Source organism: Solibacillus merdavium (assembly GCF_014836935.1).
Lineage (GTDB): Bacteria > Bacillota > Bacilli > Bacillales_A > Planococcaceae > Solibacillus > Solibacillus ferritrahens.
Genome location: NZ_JACSPW010000013.1, coordinates 1 through 14,545, shown reverse-complemented (window position 1 = coordinate 14,545; position 14,545 = coordinate 1). Strand labels below are relative to the sequence as shown.

The window sequence follows — 14,545 nt, the reverse complement described above, 5'->3', positions numbered from 1 at the left end:
CCTTACCCTATACCTAAATATTTGCGTTTCAGCTGTTCGTCTTCGATTAAATTTTGCATTTCCCCTGACTGTACGGTCCGCCCGTCATCAATTAATGTGAATGTATCTCCGATTTTACTGGCCATCATGAAGTTCTGTTCGACTAGCACAATCGAAGTATGCTTTTTCATTTCCGTAATGGCCTCCATCACTTTCTCAATGACAATCGGTGCAAGGCCTTTTGATGGTTCATCGATTAAAAGCAGCTTGCTGTCATTGACAAACGCTCTTGCCATTGCAAGCATTTGCTTTTGACCACCTGATAAATTACCGCCCTGTTTTTTCCAGAATTTTTTTAAATCCGGGAATAACTCTAAAATGTATGTCTGCTTTTGCATTGTTGCATCGGTTTCTTTTCGGATTGCCACTTTCATATTTTCTTCGACTGTTAGCTGTCCGAAAATCCCTTGATCCTCAGGCACATAGCCAATTCCACTATTTGCGATATCATAGGGTGCCATTTTCGTAATATCTTTCCCATCGAAATGAATCGTACCTTTCGATGCAGGTGTTAAACCCATAATCGTCCGAAGTGTCGTCGTTTTCCCGGCACCGTTTCGCCCTAATAAAACAGATACTTCTCCCGCTTTCGCTTCAAAATCGATACCTTGCAAAATATGATATTGTGAAATAAACGTTTCCACACGCTCCAAGGTTAAAATATTAGTCATATGCAAGGCCTCCTAAATACGCTTGTTGTACCGTTTCATTGTTCATAATCTCTTCAGGTGTTCCATCAGCTAACAGTGCACCATTGAACAGCACCATAATCGAATCGGACAAATCGATAATCATATCCATTTTGTGCTCGATTAATAGAATCGTTTTATCACCGCGCTCCTTAATTGAACGAATAACATCTAAAATTGCAGGTACTTCTTCCAGTGACATGCCTGCTGTCGGCTCATCCAGTAATAAAATTTCAGTATCAAGTGCCAGTAACATACCTATTTCAAGCTTTCTTTTTTCGCCATGCGACAGCTGATTCGCTACTTGATGCATTTTGTCGGTTAATAGCACTTGTTCTAAAATTCCAATCGCTTCATTCGTAATCTCTTTATATTTCAGAAAGTGGTTGAGCATATGAAAGCGCACTTTCCGCTTTGACTGAACTGCAAGGCGTACGTTTTCCAGAACCGTTAAATTCGGAAATACATTCGTAATTTGAAATGATCGTCCTATACCTAAACGAGTTCGCTCAACAGAGGACTTTTTCCGAAGAGATAGTCCTTTAAAAAACACATCTCCTTCTGTTGGCTCCAGTTCACCACTGATCAAATTAAAGAAAGTTGTTTTTCCTGCACCATTAGGTCCAATAATGGATTTAAAATGCTTAGCTGACATTTCAAAGTTAATGTTATCTACCGCTTTATGCTCGCCAAACTTAATCGATAAATTGCTTGTTTTTATAATCGGTTCCATCATCTCACCCTCTCTTAGTTGATTTCCATTACGGGTCGGACGCTTTCCGCGGGCAAGAAACAAAGTCAAACTTGTTTGTCTTTGTTTCTTTGCGCCGAGGATGGTGGCAATTTATTGCGACCACCGCAGAAGCAACAACCACTTGGAAATGAAGGAAGTTTTTTAACTGCCTCCCCTCCATTCCATTTCGTATAAACTCCATGGAAACCCTTATAACAAAAGGCTGTCTTGAAAGTTCTTCACTTTTTAGACAGCCTCACTTATTTACTAATTTAAAATAGGAGGTTCGGTTTCTTCAGGAAGTAGTTCGCGTATTAATACCGGTACTGGATAATCAAATTCACTTACCTTTTCAAGTCGGATAGCGTACATCGTTTGCAATGCCTGGTGGTCTTCTTTACGGAATGTCATCGTTCCTTTTGGCGTTTCAAATGACATATCTTCCATTAAAGGAATGAGTGCATTTCCATCTGCATCCCCACCTGATTTTTTCAGTGCTTCTACAATCGCAACCGCCGCTGTAAATCCTCCAGGTGTGAACAAATCAGGTACCTCTCCGTTGAATCTTGCTTTATGCTCTTCTACTAACCAATCGTTCACTTCATTGTTTGGTAATGTATGGTGGTATACCGAGAATCCTTCCATACCTACTAAAGGTTCCATAAATTGAAGCGCAATAATGTCAGGTGCACCAGTTGAGATTTTAATCCCTTTTTCCTGTAGCTTTAAATCTGCAATCTGGTTCCAAGGAGAGTTAGCCCCTGCCCATACAACGAATAGAAACTCTGGTTTCGCTTCTATAATTTTTTGTAAATTGGACGTGAAGTCAGTTGCTGCTGGATCTGCATATTCTTCCAATACGATGTCAGCTCCTAATTTTTCAGCCGCTGCTTTAAACGCCGATACCCCATCCCAGCCGAATGAATAGTCAGGTGCAAATGTCGCGATTTTTACACCTTCTCCTGCAATTGCCGCTGCCGCTGCATAAGCATCCTGCGATGAATTTCGCGCTGTTCGAAAGATGTAAGGGTTAAACTCTGAACCTGTAATACTATCTGCTACTGCTGGTTCAACAATCATAATCTTTTCATACTCTTCTGCTAATGGAAGTACTGCCAATGTGTCACCTGAACTTGAAGAGCCGACTAAAAAATCTACCGCGTCATCTTCCAATAGCTTCGTTGCCTTTTGCACCGCTACTTCCGGCTTTGTTTCTGTATCTTCCCAAACGACTTCGATTTTACGTCCTTCCACTTCCATCGTGCCGTCTGTTGCATATTCAAGTCCTAATTCGAAGCCATTTCTCGTTTGCTTGCCGTACGATTCTAGTGCTCCTGTTAATGATGCAAGTACACCAACTTTAATCGGATCTGATGAAGCAGCCGTTTCTTTTGTACTGCTCTCACCTTGCTCAGCTGAAGTAGTTGTAGTTGATGAATCATCACTGTCTGCTGAATCACTGTTACATGCAACTAATAAGAAAACCGATAACACCGCAAAAATTAACCATAAACGCTTTTTCATACAATGTCCCTCCCAGCAATATTTTCAGCATAGCTATCTGCTTAATCGTAATGTAACATCGCCAAGTTACAAATGAGTTACATTCAATAAACGGGATGGGAATAAAGGGGGAATTCCGTAGAGAATTTGAGTCGCTATGCCATTGCCCAACCTAAGAGATATCCAATAAACAGCGCATTGCTCTTCTAAAAATTAATTTGTTCTAATAAAAGTTGATATCTTCTAATAAAAATTAATTTGATCTAATATAATTACGATTTTCTAATATATAGTTCGGTTGTGCTAATATCGCTTTGCATTGTTCTAAAATCGGTTTTCAATCTTCTAATACCACACTAAATTCTTCTAATAACCGGCTCGTTTGTTCTAAATAAAACACTCTTCACGCCCCCTCCACTAATCCCTCAAAATACCCCTCTTACTAACTCGCACTCGCTCCTGCCTTTCCAATAAAAAAAGCTATGTCGAAATTATATTTTCAACATAGCTCTCAATCTATTTACATTTTTAATACAAGTTCGTACAATTGCTCGGTCGGGTCCATCGGTGTAATTTTGTATTGTTCATCAAGTACATTTACACAGCGCTCATACTGTTTTAGTGCTTCTCGGCGATTCCCTAGATAATAATGAGCAAGCATTAACAATCGGTACCCCTCTTCATGACCGTCATCCAATGCAATAATGCGCTCTGCCCAACGAATGACTTTATCAAATTGCTGAAGCCGGACATAGTTTTGTGCGACACGCTCCAGAATTTTCAGTATTTGCTCATTGTAATGAGCCTGAATCGATCCAATCCACTCACGTTCAAAATCCGAACAAAACTGACCATCCACCAACCTCATTGCAAGCTTTAGCCATTCATTTGAAAGCTTGGCTGTCTTTTCTTCCATTCCGCGCTGCGCATAATACGTAAAGTGCGCTACATCACTTTGAATCCAGCGATCCTCCAGTTTATATAAATGCTGGCGACGCGTTATAAAGTGGCTTTCCTCACGTGCAGAACGGGTCGGCTCCAACGTTTTTAACATCGCATTAAAAACTACTTTAAAATCACGTTGCATCGCTTCTTCATCCTGTTGCCAAATTGCTTCACAAATTTGCTGGCGCGATACGAATTGCTCACGGTGAATATATAAATATAAAAACAGTTCCTTCGCTTTCATTCGTTTCCACTCTTTTTCTTGAATAACATTATAATCCCGTCGAATCTGGATAGGGCCGAATAAAGTCAGAGATAGCTCTGTACTGGGTGCATCCTGTATTTTTAATTGGCCAAATACGGGCACGTCATGCTGCAACTGTTTAGCGAGCTGTACAAATAAGATTAAATGCTGCGGTCCGAAAAGTGTTTTCTTCTCAATAAAAAACGGATAATCATTCACACATAAATTCCAGAAATGCAGATAGTTTTCAGATGCGTTTTGTTGATCATCCACTTTTGAAAAACAGTACGCAAGCCAGAAAGAACAGACCATTTGTCCATACGAATCTTCACTACGTTCATAATAGGATAAAGCTTGTTTTGCCGTATCGATTGCCTCTTCAAAATGGCTATTTTCGGCCAACACTTTCGTTAATGCTGTCAGTAATAATGCAGACATCCAAAAGTCCTGTACTTTGTTTGTTTCCCTTAAACCGATTTGAGCATGGCGTTTCGCCTCAATGACATTACTGCGATAATATAAAATGAGCCCCATATAACACTCGGCTTTAATACGCTTAACGTGTATTTGATTTAATAGCTCAAGTGTCTCATCAAAGCATGCTTTTGCACGCTCAAAATCTTTCATTTCCATATTTAAAAGTGCAAGCCCTTTACGTAGCTTTGTAAGTGCAAGTGTATATGGCATATCAACGAGCTCTTCTTTGCCACCTTCAATAATACGGCTATAGGCCTGTACATTTTCACCCATTAATATATCAATCAAAACGAGCAGTAAATCTGTCGTACGGTGTGCTTCCTCCCATTGAAACGGTTTCGAAACACGTGCATTTAACAACTCTTTCGCTATTTCCAATTGACCATGCCGTAAATAAAGCCGCGCATCTATATTATTAATACTTAACTGTAAATTTTGTGACTTACTCCAACGAAGAGCCTCTCCCGCTTTCCCTAAATTAATGAGGTTTTCCGTATATAGGCTATTAATAAGATGGCGTTCTGTATCGCTAATTTTAACTTCATTTAATAATGCAATAGCCTGCTGCAAGTGATGTTCCGCGAAAACTGGCTGAAGGGTATCTAAATAAATGTTGGCAAGACCAAATTGGGAGCGCATTAAAAATAATTGATCTTGCTGCAATTGGGCTTTTATAAAACATTCATTGTATGCATTTTTCGCCCTTTCATATTGTGCGCGGTACCGTTGACATTCCCCTTCATAATATAGAAGCTGATACGGCTTTTGATCAATTGAAAAATCTTTCAACCTTTCCAAAAGAAATTCAAATTGACCAGCTTCAATAAAGTGGGGAGCGAATTGCAATAATAATGTGATATAGTAATGTGGATTTTTTAGCTGTGCCGCATGTGTGACCGCCAGTACACCTAAATTTTGATAAGCATAATACTCGGCTGCCTGTTCATGAAACTCCTCATATAAGTCCGGGTAGTATTCGCTCAACCGCTGCTGCAGGAATTGTTGGAACAATGCATGGAAACGATATTTTGTACCTCCTGCTAATGGTGTAATAAATGCAAGCTCATCTAATTTCGGCTTTACTTGTTCAATCCATTCAGGTCCATATAACTCTGTAATTACCTCAAGCGAAATAACTTGATGAATACCAAGCTTTAAAAGCTGAAGCTGAAGCTGCTCGTCTAGTTTGTCGAACACTTCTGCAGATAGATAGGCAAAAAAATTACCGACTGTTCCTTCTGCAATATCAACGAGCTGTTCGTGACTATACTTAGCCTTATAGCCAAGCAGCATAATTGCCATCGCCCAGCCTTCCGTCATCTGCATAATAAATTCACATTGTTCATCAGTTAATTGCCGTTCAAAAAAGGCCTCAAATAAATATTGAACATCATCTTCAGAAAATATAAACTCCTGCTCTAAACATTCGATTAACTGATTATTCATCCGTAGCGTTAATAAACAGCTCCACTCCGGCATTTTCCTCGTTGCGACAATAATATGAAGATTGCCAGGTAAATATTGAAGTATTTGATTCATAACATAATTAATCGGAAATACATGTGAGACATGGTGATAATCGTCCAGCACAATTAAAAATGGTTCTTTAATATCGTACAGCTCATTGGCAATTTGCTTTGAAAGCTGCAATAACTCTTCCATGTTATGAAACTTTACCGTGACATCCCATCCCTTTAGCTTTTCACCAAATGAAGGGAAGTGCTGCTGGATACTAAAAATGAAATGGCGTAAGAACGGAAATATTGAATCATCATCTGATGTTATTTGGTACCAGGCGCATTTTGTTTTTTGATCATTTATAAATTGACTAATAAGCGATGTTTTTCCATACCCTGCGCTACTATGTAAGATGGTACATTTTGCATGTGGCCAATCAGAAAGCTTTTTCATTAATTTTGCTCTTCTTAAATAGTTATTCGCCGGTGTCGGAGATATAAGTTTCGAGACAAAAATATGTTGCTCCATCCTTTCCACCCCATCTACAATTAATTACAAATATATTAACATAAAGCAGAAAAATATTCTTTTTAGTACAAAATTTTACACATAATAATTCTATACCAATAAGTTTATTAATAGAATGTGCTGAATATTATAGATGTTTAAGAAAAAAGCTATTTCTACGGATAGACTAGAATATTTTATCTAGAATTATTAATAAAATAAGTAAAGTTGCAGCAACAGTCATAAAGCTGATTAAAATATAACCAATGATACGGATGGGCTTTGGCATTTGCTTCATATTATAGGAGCTTGGTGTACCCATATGTTTTTGATTGTACTCATCTACATCATTAAATGGTTTTTTCTCCAATAAACTCACTCCATTTCTTTTTCTGTATCTACAGCTTTCAAGCAAAGAAAGTTTCAAAATCCCACTCCCTAAAATGTATGAAAATATGTATGAAAATATATTATTAAACATATTAATTTAAGATATGAAAGCGGAAACAGGCGCTGCAAATATATATTTAACAGCGTTTTATGAACCCCTATTCAATAAAAATACATAAATTTAAACTTTACTTAATTTTCTGAATAATGTATAGTTATAAAAAGGAGCTGATAATATGATCAACTACACTTATTTAGCGACAGATGACAATGACGTATCCTACTTATTCGAAGACAATAATGATTTCTTCGATTTAGACAGCTTTGATGACAATGATTTTTAAAGAACATCCATATGATTTGTGTTTGAATATATCGAAAAAGGATGTGGCGGACCATTAATTTCCCGCCACATCCTTTTTTATTTTACATATTGAATAAACCATTCGTCCTGGTGTTTCTTCATTGAAATGCCAATATAACCTTGTTGGAGAAGCTGTTGTTGAGCATTTGTCTCAATCATTGAAACAAATCGTTCTTCAGCCCATTGACGCTCTACTTCCAGCAGCTTTTTCATAAATACATAGCGCAATTTCCCACCGTACTTCAGCTTTAATGCAGCTATATGCATATTTTGTGAGAACTTGTCCTTCATACTCGCAATATTACCAGGCATCACTGTTGCACAGACAACATTATATTTTGCCGAATCTACTTGCTGCATAATAATGTCTGCCATTGTCCGTTGTAATCCAAAGCCTCTATATTGCGGATGTACATTTGAAATTTCCTGATAAAGCACCTTTTTGAGTTCGTCTTCTGTTTTTAAACCGATATCATACCCTAAATGTTCTTCGTCAATGACCGGTTCAAGCAATGCCCTAAATGCAATTAGTTTCCCTTCGACGAAAACCCCAATCATAAGGCCATTTCCCTTTAATATAAAGACTAATTCTCCTTCATCAAGCGGCTGTAAAATTGCTTTATCCGGCAATGCCTCTACAACTTGTTGCTGTAGGTCCATTAACTGAGGTATATAGGATTCATTTAGTAATTTCACTTTAAATTCATCTCTGCCTAAAAATCCTGTCGCAATCATTATCGCACCACACATTTTTCACGTGTCAGTTCAGCCAAAATAGCCTCATCCACATCCACGCCTAATCCTGCTCGTTCATTTAACTGGATAAACGGTACATTATATTGAAGGTTCCCAATATCTTTAGAAAACTTTAATGGTCCTGTTAATTCAACACTTGTAAATACTTTATTTGAAAATGCTACATGGAATCCTGCAGCTGATCCGACTGATGATTCAACCATTGAGCCGATTTGACATTCAATGCCTGCCATTTCCGCCATATGAGCAAGCTTCATTGCAGGATACATCCCGCCACACTTCATTAATTTTATATTTACTTTATCCGCAGCACGTTTTGCTATGATTTCCCGCATCTCTCGGACACCGCGTAATCCTTCATCAATCATGACAGGGATGGATGTTTTTGATTTAATTTCAACCATGCCATCAATATCATCAGCACGTACCGGCTGCTCCAGCCAATCAATTTTTAAATGTTCAAGTTCGCGTACTGCCTGCATTGTTGTTGAGCTATTTATCCACCCTTGGTTAACGTCCACTCGAATTGCAATATCGTTGCCGACTTTCTCACGGACCGCTTTAATACGCGCTACATCACTAGCTACATCACGACCTACTTTCATTTTGAATGAGTTATACCCTTCATTAACGCGCTCAGCTGCTTCAGTCGCCATCTTTTCAGGGGTACCGATACTTAGTACATGCGTAATTGGGAACTTTTCATAATAGCGGCCACCTGTTAATTGATACGCCGGCACACCCAGCTTCTTCCCTACTAAATCAAAGCACGCAATATCAATAGCTGCCTTTGCTGCTGGTGCACTATAAATCAATGCATCCATTTTGGCATGGACCTTTTCAAAATTCATCGGATTTCTCCCGATCATTGCAGGAGCTAATGTATTTTTTAATACTGCAAAAGTACCTTCCAATGTTTCACCCGTAACATGTTCATCTGGTACCGCTTCTCCCCAGCCTACTAATCCGCATTCTGTCGTCATCTTTACAATAATCGATGGCATATTTGGATATGTACCGTAGCTTACGATAAATGGTTCGATTAATGGTAATTCAATATTAAATAATTCAATGCTTTTAATTTTCAACATATATTTTCCTCCTATATATTCCTCGGTGTAATTGCATTTGAATTCGGCAAGTGTTTCAACACCTCATGAATGAAGTTAAAGCGGACGCTTAATTGTGAATTGCTCACCGATTTTCGCATAATCATTACCAGCTAAACGACTTATAGCAGCTAGCTCTTGTGGATCGATCCGGCCATTTTCATAGATACTTTCTTCTATATGATAATACACAACTTTTCCAATAATCAGGTCACAGCCTGGGTTATTTTCTCCCCCACCAAGCTCTAATGAGGTTTCTAATTCGCATTCGAAGCGAACTTTGGCCTCTTTTACTCCAGGAACACCGATTTTTGTACTTTCAACCAATGTCATCCCTGCGATCTCCACTTCACTTTCCTCTGGAGGTAAGCTCGCTGCCGTTTTATTTACCTTTTCAACATTGTCTGTATCGACTATATGCACAACAAATTGACGGTTGGCTAGAATGTTTCTTGCAGTATCCTTCATTTCCCCTTGCTTACGCTGAACGCTTACCGAAATCATCGGGGGATTTGAAGATACAATATTAAAAAAGCTAAACGGTGCTGCATTGACCACACCTTCTTCTGTTACCGAAGTCACAAAGGCAATTGGTCTCGGGATAATCGAACCAATTAAAAATTTATAATTTTCACGTTCTGATAATTGTTGGGGATCTATTTTTCTCATAATAATTTCGCCTCTTTTCTAATCACTATTTTGACTTTAGAGAACAGTTCGTGGCTCGTCAAATAATTTTATTTCTATTCAAAAAGAGTATCAGTATTTTTATACAAACTCATTTTCAGCATTATTTCGAACCGTTATTCAGTAAAATAATGTAAAAAACCACTAAGAAATTCGAAAAGTAACTACCTCCTTTGTTAAATTTATTTCTTTTTTAACCCAAAATCTTTAGCGAAACGTCCTATATTCTATCTTTTCCAAACTGTTATAAACAGTTGCATAATTAGTATTTATTATAAGAGAAAAGCTATTTGTTTTTAAATTCCCCCCTCTAAAACGTTGATTTATCAATGCATAAAGCCATTGGGTGTCTCCCCGTTGTGTATTAGTCACTGTTATAATATAAAATTTAAAAATTCAGCACCTAACATAACCAAAACAATTAGTAGAATTTTGATGAATAAGTTAGCTAATTTAGTTGTTTAATTAGAAGATTCATTAACTTACAATATTATCCTTCTCTCCAAGCCCGTTAGTAACCATCATTATTCTACAACTAACAAAACCTTGATTTATCAAGGTTATGATGTGTTTTTCCGCAGTAAAAATTATTGCATCAAGTACGATTTTACTACCGAAAAGAGAAATATATGTTTTTTCAAGATAATTTTATTTTATATATTTCACTTGCACAAAATAATAAATTAATGTTAAGTTTATGTACATGAACGTTCAAACATTTGACACATCTACTTTAAGTAGAAAATTATCGTAAAATCGATATTTTAATAGGTGTGAGGGGGAAATTATATGAAAAAAAATCGTTGGTTAATTGCAGCATCTGCCATTGCTATCCACCTTTCAATCGGTGGTGCGTATGCATATAGTGTGTATAAAAATCCAATCGCAACAGAACTCGGTTGGGATGCATCACAAATCACTATTGCTTTTACAATTATGATGGGACTAGCTGGTTTTGCTGCAGCATTATTTGGTAGCACAGTAGAAAAGTTAGGACCGAGAAAAGCAGCGATGGTTGCGGCGGTACTATTCGGTTTAGGACAAGGTGGCGCAGGTATTGCGATTGCTATGGATTCAGTTGTTTTATATTGGCTAACATACGGGTTACTAAGCGGTCTCGGGATGGGGATTGGTTATATTGCTCCGGTATCAACGCTTGTTAAATGGTTCCCTAATCGTCGTGGTTTAGCGACAGGGATGGCTGTATTAGGATTTGGATCTGGTGCATTAATCACCGCGCCAGTCGCTGCAAACTTAATGCAGGCTGTAGGGATTTCAAATACGTATTATATTTTAGGGATAAGTTATTTTCTATTAATGATTGCAGGGGCACTTTATATTGCTCCACCTAAACCAGGTGAAGTAGAAGACATGGTTGCTACAGGAAAAGCAAAATCACAAGAAATCGCACAAATGTCTGCTCGTGAAGCAGTTCGTACAAAGCAATTCTGGATGCTTTGGTCTATGCACTTAATTAACGTAACTTCTGGTTTAATGATGATTTCAGTAGCTTCTCCAATGGCACAGGAAATTGCTGGGCTGTCAGTAGCTGCTGCTGCAACTATGGTTGGTTTGATGGGACTATTTAATGGTGGTGGTCGCTTACTTTGGGCAGCTGGGTCAGATTATATCGGACGCTCCAATGTGTTTGTTATTTTCTTCACGATTCAGTTAATTGCTTTTATTACATTACCGTTTACGACAAACGCTATTCTATTGCAGGTATTCATATTCTTAGTAGTTAGTTGTTATGGCGGTGGTTTCTCGAACTTACCGGCATTCGCAAGTGATTTATTCGGCACGAAGCAACTTGGGGTTATTCATGGCTATTTATTAACTACATGGTCACTTGGTGGTATTTTTGGTCCGATTATCGTATCAACAATTCACGAAGCGACAAACAGTTATATTCCAGTATTCTATCTATTCAGCTTCTTAATCGCTATTTCATTAGGTATTTCTTTACTATTACGTTCTGATTTAAACAAATTGAAAAAACAGCGTGTAAAAGAAGAGGAACAAAGCAAACACAAAGGGAAACAGGGAGCAGCTGCTCATTCATAAGGGGTTTTAATAGAGATGATTCGGAAGTCACAAACTTCCGAATCATCTTTTTTTCATGGTATGATTGTTTCAATAAAACTCGAGCGAGGGATGAAATTGCTTTTTACAATTACGCTTTATTTACATATTTTAAGTGTCATCGTTGCTACTGGCCCACTGTTCGCAATTTTCCCCATATTAAAACGTATGGAAAAGGCACAAACCCAAGATCTTTCTAGCTATATTACAGCGTTGCAAGGTTTGCTAAGAGCTGTTGCAAACGGTGGACATTTCATTGTGCCAACCGGTTTAGTTTTAATTTACTTTAGTGGGTGGTCCTGGACATCCCCTTGGCTTATTGTGACGTATATCGTTATGGGCTTTTCTTTATATTTTATGGCCCTCGCTTTTAAGCCTGCCTTGAATTTTGCCAACAGTGCAGAGTTTAAAAGAGAACAGTTTATTCATATGATGAAAAGCGCTACATGGAAATATATCTTTTTAATGGGATTCTTTCTTTGGCTTATGGTCGCAAAACCTGACTTTTGGTGATATAGTCGGGTTTTTTCTCGTTTTTACGGGGATTACCTCTATTAATCTTGAAAATAAGAGTGGTACAATCACTAAAAAGATATGCTTTTTTAGGGAGGGATTTTCATAAATCGTCAACATATAAGTGTAATTTTAGGGGGAATTCTATTTTTAGCTGTTGCTATGGGTATTAGCCGCTTTGCTTTCACGCCGATTTTACCATTCATGCGGGTCGATGAAAATTTGTCCTTCACACAAGGCGGCTGGCTCGCTTCAAGCAATTATATTGGCTATTTTATCGGGGCATTATGGGCCGGCTTTATTTATAAATCAAAAAAGAACTTTCTAGTATTAAATGTTATCATGAATGTTACTTCGATTCTTTTAATGGGATTAATAGATTCATACATCATTTGGATCATGTTACGTTTTATCGCTGGCTTAACGAGCGGCTTTATCTTTGTTCTGACATTAAGCATCGTGATGGATTATTTGGCAGCTCATTTACTAACGCGCTGGAGTGGTTATTTATTTAGTGGGATCGGCATTGGCATTGCGTTATCGGGACTTTTAGTACCATTCTTTGAAACAAGTTTCCGCTGGCAAGGTTCTTGGCTTGGACTCGGTTTGTTATCCGCATTGTTTTTAGCGACGACACTATTTTTATGGCGTCATTTACAAGTACTTAATCACGTAAAGGCACCAAAATCCGAGGATAGCAATATTTGGCGCGGCTTCATGCCATGGCTTATTATTGCATATGGCTTAGAAGGATTGGGTTATATTATCACAGGGACTTTTCTTGTGGACATTATATATAATATCGAGGCACTTAGTGCATATGCAGGCTATAGTTGGGTATTGGCTGGACTGGCTGCCATTCCATCTGCACCGATTTGGATGAAATTGATGTCCCGTTTTTCAACGATTTCTATGCTGGCTTTAGCCTATGCATTGCAAATAATCGGCATCCTGCTTCCTGTTCTTTCACAATCTGTTTGGAGCGTATTGTTATCGGCCATTTCATTTGGTTTTACATTTGTTGGACTCGTTACTATGTCAACAGCATACGCAAGACAGTTATATCCAAAGCAAAGTGCCTACGTTGTTTCCATACTGACAACCTTTTATGCCATCGGACAAATAATAGGTCCTGTTATTGCGGGTCGTTTGGAAACTTATTTCCTAACATATAAAGCACCCCTCCTTTTTGCTGGAGGAACAGTCACATTAGCTCTTATAATATTACTGGCCGGGTATTTTTATAGTAGGAAAAAGCCTGTACCCGTTGGTAATGAAATGGTGCAACCCTAGTATTATAAAAAATGAAATGAGATGAAATAGTGAAACGTATTCGCATATTTTATATTTCGATGTTACTAGTATTGAATGTATTAAGCGGATGCAGTCAAAATGCTGACTCAAAAGCAGATATATTTCAATATAAAAATTCATATGTAGGTGACAACAGTGCGGTTGGAAATATTGTAAATCAATTAAACCACAGCAATGAACTAAAACAAATTTCCCTTCATACGAAAGAACAGCCATATGGCATTACTTTGGAATATAACGATATAACTGCAAAAAATGCAGATAAAGAAATGAAGAAAACTATTATAGCGAATGCCACATATCTTTTTGCTTTAATCCAAAATGTAGATTGGGTTACATTCAAATTTTCGACTAATGAATTCACTGTAACAAAAACAGAAGTTCAACATTGGTACAATAATAATCTGGACGGCTTAGAAAATGAAGAAGACTTGAAGAATCTAATAAAAGGTTATTTAAATTCTGAGGACTCCGTAAATTAATTTTTTAGTAAGTAATCAATACTTTAATAGGAAAGTTTAAATCTGGAGGCAAACTACATATAAGTGTGTCTTCAGATTTTTTCATAGCTTCGTTTTCCTTCAAGCTCCCCCTCCCTCTATAAATGTTGATGTATCAATGGCTTGCGCCATTTATGAGCGTCAAAAAATATTTTTTCGACTCGTACATCTATCGTTATTTTGTAATTCTTGATTTTTCTTACATATTGTCCGTAAGCTTCGCTAAAGGAGGAAC

General features: G+C 37.7%; 12 protein-coding genes. 4 read left to right on the top strand and 8 right to left on the bottom strand.

The window, feature by feature from the left end; translation table 11 throughout:
• Positions 1–2 precede the first annotated feature (2 nt).
• The 8 genes from H9632_RS13515 to H9632_RS13480 form a co-directional block, all read right to left on the bottom strand.
• On the bottom strand, positions 3–710 hold the full coding sequence (locus H9632_RS13515) for an ABC transporter ATP-binding protein (protein ID WP_191704595.1): 708 nt from the start codon (positions 708–710) through the stop codon (positions 3–5).
• Positions 703–1,461, bottom strand: a complete 759-nt coding sequence (locus tag H9632_RS13510) for an ABC transporter ATP-binding protein (RefSeq protein ID WP_191704687.1) — start codon at positions 1,459–1,461, stop codon at positions 703–705. The genes H9632_RS13515 and H9632_RS13510 overlap by 8 nt, the downstream gene beginning before the upstream one ends.
• 267 nt (positions 1,462–1,728) lie before the next feature.
• Positions 1,729–2,985, bottom strand: coding sequence for a substrate-binding domain-containing protein (locus H9632_RS13505; protein ID WP_191704594.1), 1,257 nt, complete (start codon positions 2,983–2,985; stop codon positions 1,729–1,731).
• A gap of 499 nt (positions 2,986–3,484) precedes the next feature.
• On the bottom strand, positions 3,485–6,616 hold the full coding sequence (locus H9632_RS13500) for a BTAD domain-containing putative transcriptional regulator (RefSeq protein WP_191704593.1): 3,132 nt from the start codon (positions 6,614–6,616) through the stop codon (positions 3,485–3,487).
• A 166-nt stretch (positions 6,617–6,782) separates the two neighbouring features.
• The gene (locus tag H9632_RS13495) at positions 6,783–6,974 is read right to left on the bottom strand and encodes an amino acid transporter (protein WP_318247703.1); all 192 of its coding nucleotides are present in this window, start codon (positions 6,972–6,974) and stop codon (positions 6,783–6,785) included.
• A gap of 432 nt (positions 6,975–7,406) precedes the next feature.
• Entirely contained in the window at positions 7,407–8,084 is a 678-nt protein-coding gene (locus H9632_RS13490; protein WP_191704591.1) for a GNAT family N-acetyltransferase, read from the bottom strand.
• A complete protein-coding gene (locus H9632_RS13485) occupies positions 8,084–9,193 on the bottom strand; it encodes a mandelate racemase/muconate lactonizing enzyme family protein (protein ID WP_191704686.1) in 1,110 nt (369 codons plus the stop codon). Before H9632_RS13485 ends, H9632_RS13490 begins: the two co-directional genes overlap by 1 nt.
• Before the next feature lie 78 nt (positions 9,194–9,271).
• On the bottom strand, positions 9,272–9,883 hold the full coding sequence (locus H9632_RS13480; protein ID WP_191704590.1) for a flavin reductase family protein: 612 nt from the start codon (positions 9,881–9,883) through the stop codon (positions 9,272–9,274).
• Positions 9,884–10,690: 807 nt separating this feature from the next.
• On the opposite strand from H9632_RS13480, the gene H9632_RS13475 reads away from it, so the two are divergent.
• The 4 genes from H9632_RS13475 (at position 10,691) to H9632_RS13460 (ending at position 14,292) form a co-directional block, all read left to right on the top strand.
• A complete protein-coding gene (locus H9632_RS13475; protein ID WP_191704589.1) occupies positions 10,691–11,965 on the top strand; it encodes an L-lactate MFS transporter in 1,275 nt (424 codons plus the stop codon).
• A gap of 15 nt (positions 11,966–11,980) precedes the next feature.
• Positions 11,981–12,496: a DUF2269 family protein gene (locus tag H9632_RS13470; RefSeq protein ID WP_191704588.1), complete on the top strand. Its 516-nt coding sequence runs from the start codon at positions 11,981–11,983 to the stop codon at positions 12,494–12,496.
• Positions 12,497–12,601: 105 nt separating this feature from the next.
• On the top strand, positions 12,602–13,789 hold the full coding sequence (locus H9632_RS13465; RefSeq protein WP_191704685.1) for a YbfB/YjiJ family MFS transporter: 1,188 nt from the start codon (positions 12,602–12,604) through the stop codon (positions 13,787–13,789).
• Between the two features lie 29 nt (positions 13,790–13,818).
• The gene (locus H9632_RS13460; RefSeq protein ID WP_191704587.1) at positions 13,819–14,292 is read left to right on the top strand and encodes a DUF4825 domain-containing protein; all 474 of its coding nucleotides are present in this window, start codon (positions 13,819–13,821) and stop codon (positions 14,290–14,292) included.
• The last annotated feature ends 253 nt before the right edge of the window (positions 14,293–14,545 follow it).

Coding starts and splice junctions, on each gene's coding strand:
- H9632_RS13515 (WP_191704595.1), bottom strand. CDS start 710: ATGACTAATATTTTAACCTTGGAGCGTGTGGAAACGTTTATTTCACAA.
- H9632_RS13510 (WP_191704687.1), bottom strand. CDS start 1,461: ATGGAACCGATTATAAAAACAAGCAATTTATCGATTAAGTTTGGCGAG.
- H9632_RS13505 (WP_191704594.1), bottom strand. CDS start 2,985: ATGAAAAAGCGTTTATGGTTAATTTTTGCGGTGTTATCGGTTTTCTTA.
- H9632_RS13500 (WP_191704593.1), bottom strand. CDS start 6,616: ATGGAGCAACATATTTTTGTCTCGAAACTTATATCTCCGACACCGGCG.
- H9632_RS13490 (WP_191704591.1), bottom strand. CDS start 8,084: ATGATTGCGACAGGATTTTTAGGCAGAGATGAATTTAAAGTGAAATTA.
- H9632_RS13480 (WP_191704590.1), bottom strand. CDS start 9,883: ATGAGAAAAATAGATCCCCAACAATTATCAGAACGTGAAAATTATAAA.
- H9632_RS13475 (WP_191704589.1), top strand. CDS start 10,691: ATGAAAAAAAATCGTTGGTTAATTGCAGCATCTGCCATTGCTATCCAC.
- H9632_RS13470 (WP_191704588.1), top strand. CDS start 11,981: ATGATTCGGAAGTCACAAACTTCCGAATCATCTTTTTTTCATGGTATG.